Origin of the sequence: Pseudovibrio exalbescens DSM 16456, assembly GCF_000422785.1 — a bacterium.
In the GTDB taxonomy this organism is placed as follows: domain Bacteria; phylum Pseudomonadota; class Alphaproteobacteria; order Rhizobiales; family Stappiaceae; genus Pseudovibrio; species Pseudovibrio exalbescens.
Genome location: NZ_AUGS01000017.1, coordinates 44499 through 66003, shown reverse-complemented (window position 1 = coordinate 66003; position 21505 = coordinate 44499). Strand labels below are relative to the sequence as shown.

Genomic DNA, 21505 nt, shown 5'->3' with positions numbered 1-21505 from the left:
GGAATATAACACTAAATGCTCCCTGAACTATCGTTTTCAGGGGGCATTTTTATTGACTTACCGGTCTGTTCATATGGGAAATGCACGCGATAAAGTCGCAGATCAGGACGCCATTCAACTCCTGTAATTAAACCTATATCATTGTTATAGAAGGATATTTTTGTTCCTAGGTAGAATCTCCCGGATATGCCCTTAACGTCAGCGCCGCCAACCTAAGACCTATCAGAAAAATTGAAACGGGTTTCCTCTGCTCATGAACAGGGCGACCTTTGCAAGCCGTTGTTTTCCCTAGGCCTTTTCACGCAATAACTAGGATAAATACGCAGCACAAGCCGCCTCCTTTCTCGAAAAAGATTGCAAAAATCTTTTGCGCGGCCGGCGGTAGGATGCATCAGCAAAGTCGATAGATTGACCCTGATCCCATAACATATTGTTTAAACTGAGAGATTCGGAGCAGACAATCATCTGTAGGGAGGCAGCGTACACCATGTGTCTTGTTGATGAACCAGGCCGCAGCATTTGCCGGATGCCCGCTGCAATTCATAAGGAACCTTGAAGCTTACCTTCAGGTCTTTGTGATGAATGGCCTACTTTAGTCGCAAACCACTCACCATGCGCCATACAAGCAGTTGTTCTACAAGTGGCCTTGGAAGAACTCGACGATCTGGCTCGTCAATTCGCGATGCACGCTCTCACGGTCAACATCCGGCGCATCCTTGCAAATGACGGCAGCCTTCTCGATCAGGGCCAACGGGCATGGGTCAACGAACACGAAATGAGCGCCCGGCATCTCGACAGGGGTGACATCAAGGGCCTGTCCCACATGATCCGTGTTCAGGGCTGCCGGCATAAGGCTATCGTCCTGCACCCCAACAAGCAGCAGGGGCCGTTCCACTTCCTGCAAACCGGCGATATCAAACATAATCGCGTGGGGCTCAAGCAGCACCAACGCCTTGATGCGGGCGTCTGCTGCCGGTTGCCATGACTGCAGATCCGCCATCCCCGGACTGGACCAAGCCGCCCCCTTCTGAAGGCATGAACCCACATCCCGCGCTCCCTCACCAGAGCAGTACGCAGCAGCCCGCTTAAAGTCCGGCTGTGCCCCCGCCAGGATCAAGGCGGTATATCCGCCTGCGGAATAGCCGATTGCACCAATTCGATCAGCATCAACGTGGCGGGCGAACGTTTCGGAGCGCAATACAGCGGAAAGGGCGGCGCTGGCCTGCTTTGGTCGGCTCCTCATTACTGTAGCCAAAGACTGCATGGGGGTACCAAACGCATCACCCGTATGCGTTGGAACCACTACGATGAAACCATGACGCGCTAATGTTGCAGCCAGATCTCGATGGGCCAAAGGATCTGACTGGTGACCGTGGGATAGCAAGAGAACAGGGAAACGTTCCTTTGCCGCCGCTTGCGCCTGCCGGGTCGCATTGACCTTGAAAGGCCCCATCGTCCATGACGCCAGCACATCATTCGTCGGATACCAGACCAACGTTGACAGGTCTTCACCATCAGAACGGACAACCAACTGTGTGATACCGGCTTCATAGTCCACCGCTTTGGGTGACGCTTTTGCAAGCGATATGGCAACACACAATGCAGCCGACACAAGGCCAAAGAACCTGAACATGATGGAAACCTCTCAAAAGCCGCTAAAAGCGAGTACACGTCGGGTCTATCTGAAAGGCACGACACAGTCATTACAGCGCCGGGTTCTCTTTGTGTCACTGAAAGAGAAAGTACAAAAAGAAAAACCTCCGCTTCCGGGAGGCCATCTAAGCCTTGCAGGGAAGCCGAGGTTTTTTTGAGGCTGTCTGGCCCTGATCGGGCTACTGGTCGCCGTTTACACAAAATCCTGTCTGGTCTGCTTAGCTCGCAGCAGCCAGTTCCTTGCGCAGCGTAGCGCGGTCACGACCGATAGCGGCCAAAGAAGCATCGTCCAGCTTCAACAGAGTTTCAGCGACCTGACGCTGAGCCTGAAGCTCACGTGCACGGATTACATTAGCAAAAAAGCGAGCAACAACAGACTTACCACTACGCTTGGTGTTCAAAGCACCGTCAAATACAGTCGTTACAGACATTTCAATTTCCCTTCTGAAGTGAGGCACCTTTTGCAGCGCCGTTTTGTTTACGGCCTCAATATGAGTGAATGGCCTACGAATAAAAACAGACGGAAACGCAATTCCGTCATGCGTTTCATGCATGACTCAAAAGCTCATCTGCAAAAATTTGTCACAATTTGCATAGCTTACAGGCAGAGTTAAATCGTTTAATATTGTAATAACAATAACTTAGTAAGAAAATGGGTGCGGGCAAACAGGTTGAAATGTGGGCATACACCCTAAAGTGCCGGCACCTTGTAGGACGCTTTTCCGCCCAAAGGCCAGCCGCCTTGCATGAAACGCAGATCTACCATCAGATAAACGCAGGGCTATGCGCCTACTTTTCCCTGAAGTATCAGGCATTTAAGCGGCAAAACAACCGTTTCCGCACTTCAAGTCTACCTCGTTATGGATTCGCAGCGCCGAAACCATCCAGATGGCCACGCCATAAAACGAGCGGGACTTGCAAGCAAAAAGAAAAGCCCGGGCCTGACGGCCCGGGCTCTGTCGTCTGGTTCAACCGGGGTTCGGGGACCACCGGTAAAGCATAGGCAATGAACGCTTAGCTGTTCTCGAGAGCCGTTGCGACGCGATCTTTCACATCACCCGGTACCCAGTTTGACCAAAGGTCTTCATTGTTCTTCAGAAACTCGATTGCAGCCTGGTCTGTCGAAGCACCAGTTTCCTGCATGTATGCGAGAGCCTTCGAGATATCTGCACTCTTGGTCTCGTAGTTCTTCAAGAACTCAACAATGGCAGGTGCTTCCTCGACAAAATCCGAATTCGCGTAGGTATAGATCTTGGTCAAAGGTGTTGCCACCGCGGCTTCGACCTGAGTTGGATCACTTTCCGCGTTGAAGGCATCAAACACCTCTTGATCGAATTCCGGCTCTTCCAGCTGGACAAGCTTGTCCTGAACCTTACCCAGAACCCAGGTTGGGCCCCAGTAATAGAAAACGATCGGTTTTTCGCGCATCACGCTGGATTCAATCGCAGCAGACAAAGACGCTCCCGTACCCGGACGGAAGTTCACGAAGTCATCGGCCAGACCATAAGCATGGAGCTTCTTGGTGTTGACGACTTCACAGCCCCACCCTGCGATACAGTTGTAGAAGCGGCCCTTGCCGGGCTCTTCCGGATCAGCGAATACGTCCTTGTATTTTGGCAGATCAAAGACGCTCTTCAGACCCTTTGCAGGGGCATCTTCGCCTTCAACCAGGTACTTCGGCACGAACCAAGCCTGAACCGCGTCCGGGAAGTTGACACCCAGATTGACAACCTGTCCAGCTTCCTCAACCGGCGGCAAAGCATCGCCCAGCAAGTTCTTCCAAACTTCCATGGTGACATCGATATCGCCACGAACCATGCCGTTCAACAGCGGAATTGTGGAGCCAGGGATGGAATCCGTTTCGCAGCCATAGCCCTTTTCAAGGATGAACTGAGCTACGGAGTTGTGGAACGCGTTGGAGTCCCAATCGAGACCTGCAAAGACGACAGGGCGGTCAATCTCACATTGCGCCTCTGCGGCGCCAGCAGGCATGGCGAAAGCAGCAGACATCGCCAAAGCCGCGGCAGCAACCTGAATAGATCTCATGTAATAACTTCTCCTTTAAGCGTTGAAAAACGGCGCTGTTATACACCATACAAGTAATGTTGTAAAACGACCCCAAATAACGAACAGCGAACCCTGAAAGTTTATGAGCGTTTATTTTCATTAGACAGGAAATAAATTGAAGTCATTATCAAAGTAAACAACAACGTCAAATTTAAATTTATGGAAATATGTTTGTTTTGTTTAAAAACATGAACCGATATCGCTCGTTTTTCCATGGTTGCAGGGAACCCATTACCTCCAATAACTTGGAAAAGAACGCTAATCAAAGCACTAATATTTTTCATGGTACGTGTAAATTTCGCTCATATGCCGAAGCGTAAGAAACACAAAACCACCTACAATTATAACAGGAACAGCGTTGAATCATAACGCAAAGGTCGTCTTTAGCGTGGGCTTCAGGACAGTTGAGATTTCCGGTAGCAGTCGGACGGGGGCCCACGCCTTTAACAAAAGCCGACCTCCCCCTGTGCACACAAGCCCAATGCCGTTCCAGCTCCTCCCATAGTAGGATTGGCAGGCAGACCGCTCTAGGTAGACTGGTCTACCTAGAGCTTCGAAAAACGAGCAGGGATCAAATGCCCAAACCCACCACTCCCTCCAGAACTGCCCGGGAGCGATTGCTCGAAGCTGCAGCGTCTCTGTTTTATCAGCACGGCATCACAGCCACTGGGATCGACACCATTACGCAAACGGCGGGCGTAGCCAAGCAAAGCCTCTACAACAACTTTTCCTCCAAGGAGGACTTGGTGTGCGCTTATATAGAAGCCAGACATGCCGAATGGTTGGCTCTTTATGAAGCCAGATACAATTCGGCGGCCACGCCCAAGGATAGAGTGCTCGCTGTGTTCGATGCCTATGCGGACCACGCGGCGGCGGCTTATGTGTATGGCTTTCGTGGTTGCGGCCTTTTGAATGCAGCAGCTGAACTGAGCAAGCTGCATCCGGTCCGCGAAGCAGTGCGACAGCATAAGGAGGCTGTTGAAGCCATTATTCGCGAGCATGTTGCGGACCATCGCCGTACTGCACCAGATCACGCCCGTCCTCTGGCCCGCCAACTTGCTTTTCTACTGGAAGGCGCGGTTGTCCGGGCAGGATTGGAGGGCTCCAATGCCAGCGTCATGGAAGCGCGCGACATGGCCAGCAGCCTACTGGATACCCCATGAGCGCACCCACTTCTCCGTTTACCAAAGGCATTGCCAGCATTCTTTTCGCAGCCCTCGTCTGGGGCACAACCGGGACGGCGGCGACTTTTGCCCCTGCTGTCGGCCCCATCGCAATTGGCGCTGCGGCCATGACCGGCGGAGGCTTGCTCCAAGCGGCGGTTGCCCTGCCCGGTCTTATTCCAGCGTGGAACCACCTACGACAGCACCTCCCGCTGTTGGTGTTGGGCGGATTTGCTGTGGCGGTCTACCCCTTGGCGTTTTACGCGTCCATGCGCCTTGCCGGGGTCGCCATCGGAACCGTGGTCTCAATTGGATCCGCACCGTTGTTCGCCGCCCTGTTGGAGATGATTTTTGATGGGTCTCGGCTGACGAGCCGATGGATGATTGGCGCAGCCCTTGGCGTTGCCGGCATCGCCCTGATGGCTCCTTTGGGACACGAACCTGCAGCTAGCCCCCCTCTCGCCACAAACAGTTTGGGAATTGGGCTGGGCCTTGGGGCCGGCCTAACCTACGCACTGTATTCTTGGGTCGCCCGCCGCCTCATGCTGCATCACATTCCCACCCGCACCGTCATGGGAGCGCTATTCGGCAGTGGCGGCCTGATGCTGTTGCCCGTCCTGATGGCAACCGGTGCGCCCTTCTTCCAATCCTGGACCAATCTGGCAGCGGGTTTCTACATGGCGGTGGTCCCCATGTTCCTTGGCTACCTTGCCTTTGGATATGGCCTTGCCCGTGTGGAGGCCAGCATAGCAACGACCATCACACTGTTTGAACCCGTTATCGCCACGCTCCTTGCGGTAATTGTTGTAGGAGAACGTTTGTCCTTGGCCAGTTGGTTGGGCATTGGCCTCGTGACCCTCTGTCTGGTCTGGATCACAACACCAGCCCATCGCCTGACTCGGGTCATTAGAAAAAATATCTCCTTGCGTCACTAATCCGCACCAGCTCTACCTCATTGGTTTCAAACATTCTTCGCGGCGCCAAGAAGATTCATCATTTGCCAGATGCATTTTTGTGTTGGACCGAGCGCGCAATTCGTGTAAAAAGCGCGCGATTTATGAACGCCTGAGCATTGAGAACCCGAAACCAACAGGACGGTCCGCACGAAAAACAGCTAGGCATTCGCGCGGGGCATTGCAGCCCGTTGAAATCTGTCGGAACGCTCCGGGATACGTAAGCATGCGGATACCGCATTAGGCAGGTGCTGCTTATGTAACCAGCCTCGGCCAAGGTAAAGCCCCGGAAATACTCAAAATAACCTAGACATACTTGGTACCGTCGCGTGGCCGAGCGACATTACTTGGCGAAACCCAATGAAAATTCACTATAAGTTTAGCCCACCCGTGTTCGTGGGCTCTGTACTTATGATTGCACTGCTGGTGATTACCGGTGCCGTATGGCCTGATGCATCCCAGTCGTTCTATCAGTCGATACAAACCTGGATCGAAACGCATGTCGGGTGGCTTTACATCCTCGGCGTAGCGATCTTTCTCATCTTCATTGTCTTTGTAATGATGAGCCGGTTTGGCGATATCAAACTGGGCCCGGACCACGCGGAGCCGGACTACAAATACACCAGTTGGTTTGCCATGCTGTTTTCCGCTGGCATGGGCATTGGTCTGGTGTTCTTCGGTGTTGGCGAACCGGTCATGCACTTTCTGGCACCGCCTGATGTAGACCCGGAGTCCATCGCAGCGGCGCGGGAAGCCTTGAAGATCACCATGTTCCACTGGGGTCTGCATGCTTGGGCAATTTATGCGGTTGTCGCGTTGTCCTTGGCTTATTTCACCTATCGCCATCAGCTTCCGCTGCTACCGCGCTCGGCACTCTACCCCATTATTGGTGAGCGTATTTACGGCCCGATTGGTCACACCGTCGATATCTTTGCGGTCATCGGTACGTTGATCGGTGTTGCGACCTCACTCGGCTATGGCGCCATGCAGGTGAACGCCGGCCTGAACTATCTGTTCGGCTTGCCGATTGGCGTGAATGTGCAGATTGTTCTGATCATAGTGATCTCGCTGATGGCAACCGCCTCCGTGTTCTCCGGTTTGGATCGCGGCGTCAAAAAACTGTCGGAACTCAACCTGACTCTGGCATTCAGCCTTTTGCTTCTGATCCTGATTGTGGGACCAACCGTCAGCCTGTTGCAAACGCTGGTCCAGAACACCGGTTCCTATCTTGGTGATCTGGTCAACAAGACCTTCAACCTTTACGCCTACGACCGCAAGGACGCCTGGCTCGGCGGTTGGACCCTGCTTTACTGGGGTTGGTGGATTTCGTGGTCGCCGTTCGTGGGCACCTTTATCGCCCGGGTTTCCCGTGGTCGTACCATCCGAGAATTTCTCGTTGGCATCCTGTTTGTCCCAACGGGCGTTGCGTTGATCTGGTTCACCGTCTTTGGCAACAGCGGGATCGACCTGATCATGAACAATGGCGCCCAAGAACTGGCAGAGGCTGTAAACACGGATGTCTCCGTGGCTCTGTTCAAGTTCTTTGAATACATGCCATTGACGCAGATTCTCTCCGGCATAGCGATTGTGCTCGTGGTGGTGTTCTTTGTGACATCCTCGGACTCCGGCTCTCTCGTGATTGACAGCCTGACCTCGGGCGGCGTAACCGATGCACCGGTGTGGCAGCGCATATTCTGGGCCCTTCTGCAGGGTTTGGTGGCTATTGTGTTGCTGTGGGCCGGCGGACTTGCCGCCTTGCAAACGGCAACGATCGTGAGTGCCTTGCCCTTCGTGCTGGTCATGATGGTGATGTGTTTTGGCCTTTATAAAGCCTTGCAGGATGATGCGTTGCGCATGCGCAATGTTCAGATGCACCACACAACCGTTCAATACAGCAAGACCTCCGTGGATTGGCAAACTCGCATTCGCACCTTGAATGCGCAACCCACGCGCCGGGACGTGAACAATTACCTGCGCACGGTTGCCAAGCCTGCTCTTGAGAAGGTGCGCTCGGAGTTCGAAGAACAGGGCTTCAAGGTCTCTCTCAAAGGCATCACCAACCTGCGCCTCGAGATTTCCCAATCCGATGAAAGCGTCTTCGTATATGCGTTGCGTAAGCGGTACTTTACAACCGCACTGGCCATGGGACCGGGGGAACTCGTGGTTGATGAGGAAACGGAAGAGGAAGAAGAGGCCCGCGCCGAACAGGACGATGGCACCTACTACTATCGCGTAGAGGTATTCTTGGAACAGGGTGGTCAGGAATACGACGTGATGGGATACACGGAAGAGCAGATCATCGCTGACGTTGTGACCCAGTACGAGCGGTACTTGCAGTACCTTCACTTGTCACACGCCGAACTGGTCTAACCCTCAAAAATCCTTCCGATACCAAGAAGCCCGGATCTTCTGATCCGGGCTTTTTTGTGGAAGTGGCGCATCCCACAAAAAACACCCGTCTTCTGTGGCGGAAGACGGGTGTGTGCAGTAGTGCGAAACGATCTTTGATCGTGTGCAGCTAAAAGCCTTGTAATATAGGCGTCACCCGTCCGTGGGGCTGGGCTCCAAAAAAATGCCCATCGAATATGGGAAATGCATACCGCAAATTGGTGCTGCGCCGCATGATGCAATTGCACTAATACGGCTCGTTTATTATTGCTTTTTCACTATACTTTAGGATGATTATACGATTAGCCTCGATTATCGAACCGCGCCGCATTCGCCATGATCGTGCTTGCAAGGCGCACAATTTCAGTTTGGGATCCAGCGCCGACTCGCCCCATCGCATTCTGCATATGGTTTCGAGCGGTATTGTAGCTGATGTTCAGGTTGCGAGCGCTATCGCGCAAGCTGTCGCCATTGGCAAGACCGAGTATCAACGCACTCTGCTTGGCTGTGACCCCTAAAACCTGTTGTACCAAATCCTCATTGGCCCTCGGCACGTCTGTTGGGTCGAAAAGCGATATCAGTGCCAATTCCCCTTCCACCATCAGGAAACGGTGATAATCCGGCGCTTCATAATAGGAATGGAGGGGCAAGGACGACATCATGAGGCCTGGCCCGTTCTCGTTGGAAAGGATCAAAGGCCCTGCGGGCAAGCGCTTTTCCAAGGTCTGATAAATAAGACCATCCAACGCCACTTGATCTGAACTTTGCGCGGCACCGAGTACATTCGCAGTGCTCAGCACCAACTGCCTGCTTTGTTTCAGGTAGTGTATGGCGCGCTTGTTCATCACTTTGACGCGCCCACCGCGCCCCACAATAATGGATGGCGTGGGCTGCTGCTCCAACCAAAACGCTTCGGCATGGCTGAGGGCATCTTGCGCCCGGCGCCTGAACTGCTGCAGCGACAACTCATAGGCAGACTGCGCAAACGGCAGGATTGCCTCCATCGTGTGTTCAAGGGAGTTCAGGGAGGAACCACCATAGCCGCGCGGCATGTTGGCGTTGATTTGCGCAGTATCCTTTCCTTCCCGTTTAAGGATGATGCAGGAGGAATTTTCGATGCAGTTGTGGTTTCGCAAAAACTCGTGATTGTATGCCGTGTTCTCCACCGAAGAGAAAGATTTGTAGCTTGTAAGCCGCATCAGTCGGTTAACAGGAGCACTCAGCAATACATCGTTGTTGGGATTTTCCTTCGCAACACGATTGAAGTCTTCGAGAAACGAAGGATCAGCGTTCAACGTTTCCACATAGGGATACTCTGCACCATCGCCGCCTTGTCGCTGAACACGAAATGCAAATATGACCTCGCTGTGCCGCGCGGCCAAGGGCCGAAGTGCCTCTTTAAGCGGATCCCCATTCATCAGGCATGCATAGATCTGTTGCACGATCTCGGCAGCTAATTGGTCCATTCTACCCCTGTCAAACTGAACCCAAATTTTTCCAGACTGCCACAGCCCCATTCCGGCAGTAAGGCTCCGTTTTGATGCCCCTCAACGAAACCCTTGAACTGTTGTAACTCGAATTGTGCGCAATGACCACTGATCAAACAGTGTTGGCATCGAACCACATATGGCAAGTTGCGCAAATGTGTAGAGCACCCATGGTAGATGGCTCTTCCCATGCTCGTTCAAAACCTGCTGGATTAATGGGCGCAACATGACAAGCAGGTGATTTGCAAATCACCCCTTGGGGGGATGTTTGGGGAGAACATCAAAAGGAATCGTGGTTTCCTTTTTGTTTTCAGCGTATAAGCCGATCCCGGTTTCTCCATGGGCACCGCTGGCAGCCGCAAGACGATCTGAACGCACACCCAAAAAGCGCAGATCAGCGTCAAGCACGTTTTTTGGACAGAGCTCAATCCACGACAAATTTCCGCCGCAATCCGCATAAGATCTAGGGTTTTGGTCGGTTAGTATCTACTACATATTGTTATCCAACGGCAAAACGAGCGAACAAGAGCGCGTCTGAAATTTACCCGCATTTGGAGCTGTTCGTGAGACCCGTAGTCATCAAGCGTGACGGATGCCGTGTGTCATTTGACCCGTCCCGGATCAAAGACGCTGTGTTAAACGCTGCCCCCGCCGCAGAAGGAATGGGAGCGGCCTACGCACAAGATGTAGCCAATGCCGTAACTGAGCAGTTCAAGGATACGGACGAAGTCCATATCGACGCGATCCAGAACGCTGTCGAGGACTTGCTCATGGCCGGACCTCACAAGTCGGCCGCTCGTGCCTATATCGAGTACCGCCATGATCGAGATATTGCTCGAGAGCGAACCAGCCACCTGAATGCAGAAATCCGCGGCCTGATCGATCAGAGCAACGCTGACGTACTGAACGAAAATGCCAACAAGGACGGCAAGGTCATTCCGACCCAACGCGACTTGTTGGCTGGGATTGTCGCCAAGCATTACGCAAAGCGCTACATCCTGCCAAGGGATATTGCACAGGCCCATGAACGTGGCGAAATCCACTACCACGACATGGACTACGCCCCCTTCTTCCCGATGTTCAACTGTATGCTGATTGATCTGAAAGGCATGTTGACCAACGGCTTCAAGATGGGCAACGCGGAGATCGGCACCCCGAAGTCCATCTCCACGGCCACGGCGGTAACAGCGCAGATCATCGCGCAGGTGGCCAGCCACATCTATGGCGGAACGACCATCAACCGCATCGATGAGGTCTTGGCTCCATATGTCACTGCGAGCTACGACAAACATCTGGCCGTTGCGCACAAATGGGACATTCGGAACCCGGAAGCCTATGCACAAGAGCGAACCGAGAAGGAATGCTATGACGCCTTCCAGTCACTCGAATACGAAGTCAATACGCTTCACACGGCCAATGGACAGACACCATTCGTAACTCTTGGCTTTGGCCTTGGCACCAGTTGGCAATCCCGAATGATCCAACAGTCCATCTTGAAGAACCGGGTGGCAGGTCTGGGCATAAATGCAAAGACGGCAATCTTCCCCAAGCTGGTGTTCACCATCAAGGACGGGCTGAACCTGCGCGAGGGTGACCCGAACTACGACATCAAACAGATGGCGTTGGATTGTGCCGCCAAGCGCATGTATCCCGACATTCTCAATTACGATCGCGTTGTGGAGGTCACAGGCTCTTTCAAGGCACCGATGGGATGCCGGTCGTTCCTCAATCCCTTTGAGGAGAATGGTGAGTTCGTCCATGATGGACGCAACAATCTGGGCGTTGTCAGCCTGAACCTGCCACGCATCGCACTGGAGGCTGGAGGCGATGAGGATCGGTTTTTCGAGCTACTGGACAAGCGGCTTGAGCTGGCCCACCGGGCATTGAATACCCGCATCGAACGCCTGCAAGGGGTGAAGGCACGCGTGGCCCCAATCCTTTATATGGAAGGCGCGTGCGGCGTTCGCCTCAAAGCAGATGATGACGTCTCTCAAATCTTCAAGGACGGTCGCGCGTCCATTTCGCTTGGGTACATCGGCATTCATGAAGCGATCAACGCGCTTTATGGCAACAAGGCGCACATTTATGACGACGACGCCTTGCAGCAGAAAGCGATTTCCATCGTTCGCAGGCTCAAGGCGGCCGTGGACCAATGGAAAGCGGAAAGCGGTTATGCCTTCAGCCTTTACTCCACTCCCTCGGAGAACCTGTGCAGCCGCTTCTGTGCGTTGGACACCAAGCGTTTTGGTATGATCGATGGGGTCACAGACAAGGGCTACTACACCAACTCGTTCCATCTGGACGTGGAAAAGAAGGTTTCGCCCTACCACAAGATCATGTTTGAGCAGCCCTATCCGGCCCTCGCTTCAGGCGGGTTCATCTGTTACGGCGAGTTTCCAAACATGCAACGCAACGTGGAGGCGCTGGAAGACGTTTGGGATTTCTCCTACGAGCGCGTTCCGTATTACGGCACCAACACACCAATCGATGAGTGTTATGACTGTGGCTACACTGGTGAATTTACCTGCACCAGCAAAGGATTTGAGTGCCCCAGCTGTGGCAATCGAAATCCGGGCCGTGTCTCTGTGATCCGTCGGGTTTGTGGCTATCTGGGCAACCCGGATGCGCGCCCCTTCAACTTTGGCAAGCAGGAAGAAGTCAAAAGGCGCGTCAAGCACCTTTGAGCCGCTCTGGTCAGTGAGGTCATGATGAATTTCCATCAGTACTACCCGATTGATGTGGTGAACGGTCCCGGTACACGCTGCACCCTTTTCGTGTCCGGGTGCGTGCACAAATGTCCGGGCTGTTACAACGCACGGACATGGAAGCCCGAAAGCGGACTGCCTTTCACCGAGGCCGCAGAAGATCAGATCATCACGGACCTCACGGATCCAATCATCAAGCGGCGCGGCCTTTCGCTTTCGGGTGGTGACCCGCTGTTTCCGGGAAATGTCGAGGCCATCGCTCGTTTGGTTGCGCGGGTTCGCCGAGAAGCTCCAGGCAAGGATATCTGGCTTTGGACTGGCTACACGTTCGAAAGCATGACCAGCGCTCAACGCGAAGTTCTGCATGACATTGACGTCCTGATTGACGGCAAATTCGTGCAAGCCCTGCATGATCCTCGCCTCAAATGGCGCGGGAGTTCGAACCAGCGCATCATCGACGTGCATTGTCAGGGCATCCCCGATTGCACCTACACCCCATCCGATGAGGGTCTGCTGTCCACACCCAAGGGTTTGCGATTGCCCGCCGCATTACCTGATTGACACTGTCAAACCTGCGTAACGTAAACCCTTTTACAAACCGCTTGATGCTTTTTGCCATCTCCGCGCTATAGTGCCTGTTAAAAAGGCCGGAGAATGCCAATGAAGATCACTGCGTGTTTCGGTGCCCTCGCCCTTCTTGCCCTGCTGACAGAACCACTGGTGGCAGCCCAACTGCAAGGTGAGGTCAGGCTGGATGGCAAGCCACTGGAAGGAGCGCCAGTGGTCCTCTGGCAGACCAATGGCGAAGCAGGGGCTGATCAACTCGCAGCCTCGGTTACCGATGCCCAAGGCGCCTTCTCGTTCTCCCAACTGGAAGGCGCGATCGAAAACGGCCTCTTTTATCTGACGGCCTCGCAGGTGGATAACGAGCAACTGGTTCTGATGGCCGCCATCGGCCCTCAATTGCAAGAGCAAGTGGTTCTCAACGAATTGACCACCGTCGCTACGGTGTTCACCCACGCGCAGTTCATGAATGGCACGGATATCCGCGGCAACGAATTAGGCCTGCTGATTGCCGCGCGTAATACGCCGAACCTGGTAGACCCGACCACCGGACGCTGGGGATCTGTAGTTCTTGACCCTCTGAACACCGGCGAGAACCAGACCCTCGCCCGACTCAATACGCTGGCAAGCCTCATTACCAGCCTCGCCCGTGACGCCGACCCTGATTGGCAAACCCGGCTGTTTCAACTCGCCCGCCCCAACCAGCAGGACCGATCTGCACCGCCGACAACAATTGATGTGCTGGCTGCACTGGCCAAACAGCCATGGGAAAACGCAGATGAGGCCTTCAAGCTGTTTGATGAAGCCTATCCTGCACCTGGGGACGGCCAGCCGCGCCCAACGCCTTTCTTGCCTTACCTTGATTTCCCGCCCCGCGACTTTGCCATGATCCTTGCCTTTGCCGGTGGTGGCATTGACGCACCAGCCCGCCTCGCCATCGACCGTTGGGGCAATGTCTGGAGCGGTCAAATATGGATGCCGGGCTCACTCTCCTCACCCGGACAAGGGATCGGCGGTGGCGTGGCCAAAATGCGCCCTTATGGACAAGCGGTTTCACCAGCACCAACAGGATGGACGGCGGATACGCTCAACGGCGTGGACTGGGGACTGGCAGTTACCTATGACGGCCTCTGGGCAGGCGCACTTAATGGCACGATCGTAAAGTTCAACTGGGCCGGAGAACCGGTCGGCACGGCAGCGGACTCAAACCTCGGCGGTGAATTGCAAGTCATCACTGGTCTGTCGGCCGCTGCGAGTGAAGATGTCTGGTTGGCAGATGGCCCCGGCAACCAACTGGTTCTGTTTCGCAATGGCGATACCAGAAACGGCAAGATCATTGTCGTGGACGGATTAAACTGGCCTCATGGCATTGAGGTTGATGATCAAGATCGAGTTTGGGTCGCCAATGCGGCCGGAGATACCGTAATCCGTTTCAACGCAAGCGACCCTAGTGCCACAACGGCAATCAAGGTGCCGCGCGCACCTCGCGATCTGTCATTGGACTCTCAGGGAAATATTTGGGTTGCCAGTGCGTTGTCTGCCGGAACCACACTCCCGGATACACCGGAAGATGCCCCGCCTCTGGCCACTTTCGAAGCACTGGTCTCATACCTTTTGGAACAGCAGGAACCCGCACAACCACAGGGCCAGATTTACTTGATCCGCCCCGATGCCTCGCTGGTCAACGAGGAAGGGTTTGCCGCAGCAGGTGCCCTGGATGTGCCTTGGGGCCTGTCTGTTGATGGTAATGATGATGTGTGGGTTGCAAGCTTGTGGAACAGAAGCGTCGTTTTGCTCGCCGGCGTTCAACGGGCCGAAACCTCGCTGACAACAGCTTTGGGCGAACCACTCCATAGCTTTCAAAGTGGCAGCATCAAGAACGTCAGCGATGTCGCCACCGATACAGCCGGGAACCTATGGATTGCCAACACATGGGCCGGCCTGAACAGCCTGTCGGACGACGATGCTTTAACGGCACCGCGCAGGATTTGGCGGGGCGGAGGCAGCATTGCAGTCATCTATGGAATCGCCACCCCGGTCCATACACCTGTTGTGGGTCAAACGCGCCGGCCATGACATGAAAAGAGGCCGATGTGATATACCTGAAGCTCCGAAATAACCTTAAATTTGTTCCGGTCCCTCCGGTTTCTCGGAGTGGTTGTCCGCGCAGACCCCTTAAGAGCGGAAAAAACTCGCCCAAGCTTGAAGCAAACGAGCATGAGTTTATTCAACTCAGCACTGAATAGAATTCAATTCTATTATTATCTTCAGAAGTAGGTTCTACTTCTTTTTTACCCTTCAATTATTCTGATCTATGGGAATTTATTTCTATAGCCGTTATATAGGGAACCAACACGATCACCCCTCAAGCAATCAAGGTTTAATCATGCGTGCTCTTGTTGTAGCAGCGGCTCTTTTGACCGCGATCCCGGCAGCTCAGGCTGAGACCATCCGCGTTGGCATGTCCGGCGGCTATTTCCCATTCACCTTTGTTCAACAGGACAAGCTTCAGGGTTTTGAAGTGGATGTCATGAACGCTGTTGGCGAAGTCACCGGCGATGACATCGAGTTCGTGACCATGAGCTTTTCCGGCCTTGTGGGTGCGCTGGAAGCCGGCCGCATCGATACCATTGCAAACCAGATCACCATTACGCCAGAACGCGAAGCCAAGTTCACTTTCACCCAGCCCTACGTTTATGACGGGGCGCAGGTCGTGGTGAAAGATGGTAATCAGGACGAAGTAACCGGCGTTGAGGCCCTAAAAGGGCGCTCCGTGGCGGTGAATCTGGGCTCCAACTTCGAGCAGCTTCTGCGCGAGCTGCCCTATGCAGACGAAATCAACATCAAGACCTATGAGAGCAATCTGGCACAGGAAACCGCTCTGGGCCGTGTTGATGCCTTCGTCATGGACCGTGTGAGCGCCGCACAGCTGATCAAGGAAACCCCGCTACCGCTGGCCCTTGCTGGCGAGCCATTTTCCGAGATCCGTAACGCACTGCCATTCCGCTCCGACAAGGAGAGCAAGGCGCTGGCAGAAAAAGTGGACGCTGCCATAACCACCCTGAAGGAAAACGGCAAGCTCGCCGAAATCTCGCAGAAGTGGTTCGAAGCGGACATCACCAAGAAATAAACGGCCCTCTGTTTCCCCCAAGCAGCAAGGCCCCAAGCGCAGAGAGAATACTGATGCGAGCGCTCGATATTGAGTACATGCTCGGGCTCGTGCCCGTGCTCCTGAAATACGTGCCCCTCACCCTTGGCATGGCCTCGGTATCGATGGCACTGGCGCTCGCATTGGCCTCTCTGCTTGCGATCATCCGCGTGGCGCGCATTCCGGTTCTGGATGGCATCACGCGGGTGTTCATCTCCTTCTTTCGCGGCACACCGCTCTTGGTTCAGCTGTTCCTGTTCTATTACGGCTTGCCCCAACTGGTTCCGGTCCTCACCGCGCTGGACGGTGTGACCGCCGCAATCATCGGCCTCACCCTGCATTTCGCCGCCTACATGGCAGAAAGCATTCGCGCCGCTATCCTTGGCGTGGATCGCAGCCAGTGGGAAGCCTCCAAGGCCATAGGCATGTCCATGGCGCAGATGATGCGCCGGATCATCCTGCCTCAGGCCTCGCGCGTGGCCGCGCCGACGCTGGTCAACTACTTCATCGACCTGATCAAGGGCACCTCGCTGGCGTTCACACTTGGGGTGACCGAGCTGATGGGCGCAGCCCAGAAGGAAGCGGCGGGCAGCTTCCTCTACTTTGAAACCTTCATCGTGGTCGCTGTGTTCTATTGGGTGATCGTTGAAGCGCTCTCCCTCTTCCAGCAGCGCCTGGAAGGCAGACTGTCGAAGGCATTTGTACGATGATCAAGATCCGCGGCCTCACTAAGATTTATAATGGAATGCCTGTGCTGAACGGCATCGATCTGGATATCGAAAAGGGCGAACGCATTGTCATCATTGGCCCTTCAGGCACAGGCAAGTCGACGCTGCTGCGCTGCCTGAACTTTCTCGACACGCCGGATGGCGGAGAAATCATCTTCGATGATGAAACCATCGACGTGACCAAGGCCAGCCCGAAGGACATTCAACGCCTGCGCCTGCGCACCAGCTTCGTGTTTCAGAACTACGCCCTGTTTGCCAACAAGACCGCCCGCGAGAACATTGCCGAAGGTCTTTATACCGTGCGCAAGTGGGGCCGTGAGGAGGCACTGAACAGGGCGGATGAGATCCTTGCCACCATTGGCCTCGCAGACAAGGCGGACGCCTATCCTGCCGCGCTTTCGGGCGGTCAGCAGCAGCGCGTTGGCATTGGACGCGCCATGTCTGTTGATACGGACCTGATGCTGGTGGACGAGCCGACCTCCGCGCTCGACCCGGAATGGGTGGAGGAAGTGCTGCAGCTCATGAAACGGGTTGCCGACCAGCACCGCACCATGCTGATCGTTACCCACGAGATGAGCTTTGCCAAAGACATCGCTGATCGGGTAATCTTCATGGAAGGCGGCCGGATCGTCGAGCAAGGCCCGCCCTCAAAGATCTTCTCTGCACCGGAGGATGATCGGACCAAGGCATTCCTGCGCAAAGTGCTGCCAAGCGCCCTTTAGCGATTTTGAAAAAAGAAGCCTCCACGCGCCAGTTCCGCACACACGTGGAGGCTTCGTCGTCAAGGCCGGCCCTATAGGAGGAAATGGTCGACCCTTCCGCAAGTCATACAGCTTTAGTGGCTGTGCCGAGGCGTCTTGGAGTTGCCTATGTCTTGATACTTGTCGGCGTCTTCCAAGATCATCCCTTCACTGAACGGGCGCACATGCTGGCGGAATAGTTGCTGCCAGGGTGTTTGGCTTTCAGGTCCATGGAAGCCACCCGCTGCCTCCAGTGCGCTACGGCGCGCGGCGATCTCTTCATCGGAAACCAGCAGGATGACCTGACGCTTCTTCAAGTCCACGCGCAGGCGATCCCCATCCTTCAGGATAGCCAGATTGCCACCATCTGCCGCCTCGGGTGAGGCATTGAGAATGGAAGCGGATCCCGATGTCCCCGACTGGCGTCCATCGCCAATGCAAGGCAACGTCGTCACGCCCTGCTTCAGCAAATATGCCGGTGGCCGCATGTTGACGACTTCCGCTCCTCCGGGGTAGCCCTTCGGGCCCGCCCCTCGCATGACCAACACGCTTTGCGGGGTTATGTTCAACGCCGGATCGTCAATGCGTTTGTGAAAGTCTTCCGGTCCTTCGAAGACAAAAGCAGTTCCTTCATAGGCCTCTGGATCATCCGGATTGGACAAATAGCGGTTACGAAACTCGTCATTGATGACCGAAGTTTTCATGATCGCGGTATCAAACAGGTTTCCCGTCATGTTCAGGAAGCCTGCGTGAGGGGTCAATGGATTGGACAATGGCCGGATCACATCCTCATCCTGAATCTGGCACTCCTTGTAGAGATCCTCGAATGGGAGCCCACTGGCCGTAACCGCCTTGGGGTGTGGTATCTTGCCGGCGCGCAGCAACTCGCCAATGACCGCAGGCAATCCTCCCGCCAAATGGAAGTCCTCACTCAGGTACTCTCCAGCCGGTTGCACATTGGCCAACAACGGCACCTCGTAGCCCAGACGTTCCCAGTCCGCATTGGTCAGCTCCAATCCCAACTGACGTGCAACAGCAGACAGGTGAATGGGCGCATTTGTCGACCCGCCAATGGCAGAGTTGACCACAACGGCGTTTTCAAACGCTTCTCGGCTCATGATGTCAGAAGGTTTGAGGTCTTCATGCACCATCTGAACAATACGTTCACCGGTGTAATAGGCCATCTGCGACCGTTCCCGGTAAGGTGCCGGGATCGATGCCGACCCTGGCAGCTGCATGCCAAGGGCTTCGGCCAGACTGTTCATGGTGGAGGCAGTCCCCATGGTGTTGCAGTATCCAACCGATGGCGCTGAGGAAGAGGCCATTTGCAGGAACTGCTCGCCATCGATTTCGCCAGCCGCATGTTTCTGCCGCGCCTTCCAGATGACCGATCCCGAACCCGCACGCTCGCCCTGGTACCAGCCGTTCAGCATGGGACCAACTGAAAACGCAAGAGCCGGAATGTTGACAGTCGACGCCGCCATCAGCAGAGCTGGCGTGGTCTTGTCACAGCCGATCGTCAAGACCACCCCATCAATGGGATAGCCGAACAAGGCCTCGACCAACCCCAGATAGGCCAGGTTGCGGTCGAGCATGGCCGTGGGGCGTTTGCCGGTCTCCTGAATCGGGTGAACCGGAATTTCAAGTGGCACCCCGCCAGCTTCGCGAATGCCGTCACGCACCCGCGTTGCCAGTTCAAGGTGATGTCGATTGCACGGTGATAAATCGGAGCCAGTTTGAGCAATCCCGATTATCGGCTTCCCCGAGCGCAACTCCTCCGGTGTCAAACCGAAATTGAAATAGCGCTCGACGTAAAGAGCCGTCATCTCCGGATCACTCAGATCGTTGAACCACGCCTCTGAGCGTAGAGGCCGCTTGGGCGTTTTTTTGGTCATGGCTTTCTCCAGTGTCCAGCCCCCGGGCGGGGGCCTGCCGATGGCAGGCCTAGTGTCCGGTGATGCCGGGGAACATGATGATGATGAACAGAGCGAGGATCTGCAGGCAGATGAATGGCAACAGCGAGCGGAAAATCTCACCCAAAGAGATGTCGTCAGGCGCCACCGACTTGAGATAGAAGGCGGCCGGTCCAAACGGCGGCGACAGGAAGCTGACCTGCATGTTCATGGCGAACACAACGCCGAACCATACCGGGTCATAGCCAAGATCCCTCACGATCGGCACGAAGATCGGCATGCACAGCAGCGCAATTCCAACCCAGTCGAGAAACATCCCAAGCACGAACAGGATGCCCATCATGAACAAGATCACGATAATCGGTTCTTCAGAGACGCCCTGAATGAGGTTGGAAACAAACGTGATACCACCCATCAGGTTGAACACACCGACCAGCGCAGAGGCACCGATGCCGATCCACACGATCATGCCCACTGTTCTAAGGGTCTGCTTGGCCGCACCTATAATCAGATCCTTGGAGAACTCGCCACGGATCACGGTAGAGAGCGTCACCCCGATCACGCCGATTGCCGACGCTTCCGTAACCGAAGCGATACCACCGTAGATGGATCCGAGAACAAAGATCACAACCAGCACAGGGAGGAACAAACCCTTCAGCAACCGCAGTTTCTCGCGCGTGGTCATTTCCTCTGGCGTTGCAATTGGGGCCATCTCCGGGTTCATGTAGGCCCGGAACAGGATATAGGCTGCATAAAAGCTGGCGAGCATGAAGCCAGGCAGGAACGCGGAGGTGAACAGTTCGCCGATAGACACGTTCGCCGTCAGACCGTAGATGATCAACACGATTGATGGCGGAACCATGGTTCCCAAAGCACCACCGGCACAGCACACGCCAATGGCCAGCCGTCGGTCGTACCCCAAGCGCAGCATTTGCGGCAGGGCCAGCAGACCCAGAAGGATCACTTCACCGCCGATGATGCCGGACATGGCTGCAAGGATAACGGCCACCATCAAGGTCTGGATCGCCACACCGCCACGGATACGGCCAGCAAGCACCTTCATGGCATCAAACAGGTCGCGTGCTATGCCTGAGCGGTCAAGAATGGCCGCCATCAGCACGAACATGGGCACAGAGACGAATACGAATGAGTTCACAAAGCTGAAGATACGGCTTGTGATCAGTGGCAAGGCCATGGGACCGAACCAGCCGAGGGCGAAAATGAGCGCGACGAGCAGCGTCACGAACGCCAGCGGCATGCCCGTCAGCAACAGGGCGAGCAGCGATATGAACATCGCCAGAGTGGCCCCCTCAATTCCGAGGGCCTGTAAGTCAGGAATGAAAGAGAAATCCATCAGTCTTCAACCTTGCGCCGGGCATAGTTGATCGCGAGGACGAAAAACTGCACCGCCAAAACCACCAGAATGACAAGCAGGAACACCTTCATCATGCCCGGATAGGGCGGGTTCCATGCGCTTCCGCTTGTTTCGATGTGAATGTCACCCGTCGGTGTCCAAACAGCACGCTTGACGCTCTGCCAGGACGCCCAGGCGAAAAAGCCGGATGAGATCATGCAGACTGCCGAGATGATCACATCAAAGGCACGCCGCAACCGCGGTCCCAACGTGTCGTAAATCAGTACGACCCGAATGTGCCGGTTGAGCGCAGCTGCGTACAAACCACCGAAAATGAACGCAATTGCGCTCAAAAAAACGACAGTTTCGTGCGCCCAAACGGTTGGGGAGTTGAAGACATAGCGCATGATCACCTCGTAAAAGAGGATCAACGCCGAGAGCACAATGCCGATGGCAAATACCATCCCGAGTTTCACCACCAAGCGGCCCAGAAGCCCAGCTTCAGGGATCGCGCCATCTGCCACTTGATGTTGAAGTTCTTTTAGTTTTTCAGTTTCGGACATTTCCTGCCATCCCCCCAGTTAGTGTGTCCGAGGACGGACCTCCCGGCGATGGGCCGGGAGGTGAGAATTCAGAAGGGGT

Annotated in this window: 16 protein-coding genes; 9 read left to right on the top strand and 7 right to left on the bottom strand. The window is 54.9% G+C overall.

The annotated features are described in order from the left end of the window. Positions 1 to 634: 634 nt before the first annotated feature. The 3 genes from G512_RS0112330 to G512_RS0112320 all read right to left on the bottom strand — a co-directional run bounded on the left by G512_RS0112330 (position 635) and on the right by G512_RS0112320 (position 3699). Positions 635 to 1633, bottom strand: a complete 999-nt coding sequence (locus tag G512_RS0112330) for an alpha/beta hydrolase family protein (RefSeq protein ID WP_051269292.1) — start codon at positions 1631 to 1633, stop codon at positions 635 to 637. A 238-nt stretch (positions 1634 to 1871) separates the two neighbouring features. Further along, positions 1872 to 2084 (bottom strand): hypothetical protein, encoded by a 213-nt coding sequence (locus tag G512_RS22580; protein WP_228130507.1) that lies wholly within the window; start codon positions 2082 to 2084, stop codon positions 1872 to 1874. A gap of 583 nt (positions 2085 to 2667) precedes the next feature. Beyond that, complete coding sequence (locus G512_RS0112320; protein ID WP_028481988.1) at positions 2668 to 3699, bottom strand: ABC transporter substrate-binding protein; 1032 nt, start codon at positions 3697 to 3699, stop codon at positions 2668 to 2670. Between the two features lie 596 nt (positions 3700 to 4295). Here G512_RS0112320 and G512_RS0112315 point away from each other — a divergent pair. The 3 genes from G512_RS0112315 (at position 4296) to G512_RS0112305 (ending at position 8206) form a co-directional block, all read left to right on the top strand. After that, complete coding sequence (locus G512_RS0112315; protein WP_028481987.1) at positions 4296 to 4883, top strand: TetR/AcrR family transcriptional regulator; 588 nt, start codon at positions 4296 to 4298, stop codon at positions 4881 to 4883. Next, the gene (locus G512_RS0112310) at positions 4880 to 5818 is read left to right on the top strand and encodes a DMT family transporter (protein ID WP_028481986.1); all 939 of its coding nucleotides are present in this window, start codon (positions 4880 to 4882) and stop codon (positions 5816 to 5818) included. Before G512_RS0112315 ends, G512_RS0112310 begins: the two co-directional genes overlap by 4 nt. Before the next feature lie 378 nt (positions 5819 to 6196). Beyond that, positions 6197 to 8206, top strand: coding sequence for a BCCT family transporter (locus G512_RS0112305; RefSeq protein WP_028481985.1), 2010 nt, complete (start codon positions 6197 to 6199; stop codon positions 8204 to 8206). Between the two features lie 320 nt (positions 8207 to 8526). Here G512_RS0112305 and G512_RS0112300 read toward each other — a convergent pair whose 3' ends face one another. Further along, positions 8527 to 9690: a helix-turn-helix transcriptional regulator gene (locus tag G512_RS0112300; RefSeq protein ID WP_028481984.1), complete on the bottom strand. Its 1164-nt coding sequence runs from the start codon at positions 9688 to 9690 to the stop codon at positions 8527 to 8529. Positions 9691 to 10274: 584 nt separating this feature from the next. Between G512_RS0112300 and nrdD the strand changes: the two genes are divergently transcribed. The 6 genes from nrdD (at position 10275) to G512_RS0112265 (ending at position 17578) form a co-directional block, all read left to right on the top strand. After that, positions 10275 to 12395 (top strand): anaerobic ribonucleoside-triphosphate reductase, encoded by a 2121-nt coding sequence (gene nrdD / locus G512_RS0112290; protein WP_028481983.1) that lies wholly within the window; start codon positions 10275 to 10277, stop codon positions 12393 to 12395. 21 nt (positions 12396 to 12416) lie between these two features. Continuing rightward, on the top strand, positions 12417 to 12977 hold the full coding sequence (gene nrdG / locus G512_RS20980; protein WP_208975012.1) for an anaerobic ribonucleoside-triphosphate reductase-activating protein: 561 nt from the start codon (positions 12417 to 12419) through the stop codon (positions 12975 to 12977). Positions 12978 to 13076: 99 nt separating this feature from the next. Further along, positions 13077 to 15056, top strand: a complete 1980-nt coding sequence (locus tag G512_RS0112280; RefSeq protein WP_036489706.1) for a hypothetical protein — start codon at positions 13077 to 13079, stop codon at positions 15054 to 15056. Between the two features lie 310 nt (positions 15057 to 15366). Further along, positions 15367 to 16110 carry an amino acid ABC transporter substrate-binding protein gene (locus G512_RS0112275; protein WP_036489704.1) on the top strand — a complete coding sequence of 248 codons (744 nt, stop codon included), beginning with the start codon at positions 15367 to 15369 and terminating at the stop codon, positions 16108 to 16110. Positions 16111 to 16163: 53 nt separating this feature from the next. After that, on the top strand, positions 16164 to 16838 hold the full coding sequence (locus G512_RS0112270; protein ID WP_028481980.1) for an amino acid ABC transporter permease: 675 nt from the start codon (positions 16164 to 16166) through the stop codon (positions 16836 to 16838). Beyond that, complete coding sequence (locus G512_RS0112265; protein ID WP_028481979.1) at positions 16835 to 17578, top strand: amino acid ABC transporter ATP-binding protein; 744 nt, start codon at positions 16835 to 16837, stop codon at positions 17576 to 17578. The genes G512_RS0112270 and G512_RS0112265 overlap by 4 nt, the downstream gene beginning before the upstream one ends. A gap of 113 nt (positions 17579 to 17691) precedes the next feature. On the opposite strand, the gene G512_RS0112260 is transcribed toward G512_RS0112265, so the two are convergent. The 3 genes from G512_RS0112260 to G512_RS0112250 are packed head-to-tail and all read right to left on the bottom strand — an operon-like array spanning position 17692 to position 21426. Next, on the bottom strand, positions 17692 to 19503 hold the full coding sequence (locus tag G512_RS0112260) for an IlvD/Edd family dehydratase (protein WP_208975013.1): 1812 nt from the start codon (positions 19501 to 19503) through the stop codon (positions 17692 to 17694). Between the two features lie 37 nt (positions 19504 to 19540). Continuing rightward, positions 19541 to 20863, bottom strand: a complete 1323-nt coding sequence (locus G512_RS0112255; protein WP_028481977.1) for a TRAP transporter large permease — start codon at positions 20861 to 20863, stop codon at positions 19541 to 19543. Next, a complete protein-coding gene (locus tag G512_RS0112250; RefSeq protein ID WP_028481976.1) occupies positions 20863 to 21426 on the bottom strand; it encodes a TRAP transporter small permease subunit in 564 nt (187 codons plus the stop codon). The genes G512_RS0112255 and G512_RS0112250 overlap by 1 nt, the downstream gene beginning before the upstream one ends. Between the last annotated feature and the right edge of the window lie 79 nt (positions 21427 to 21505).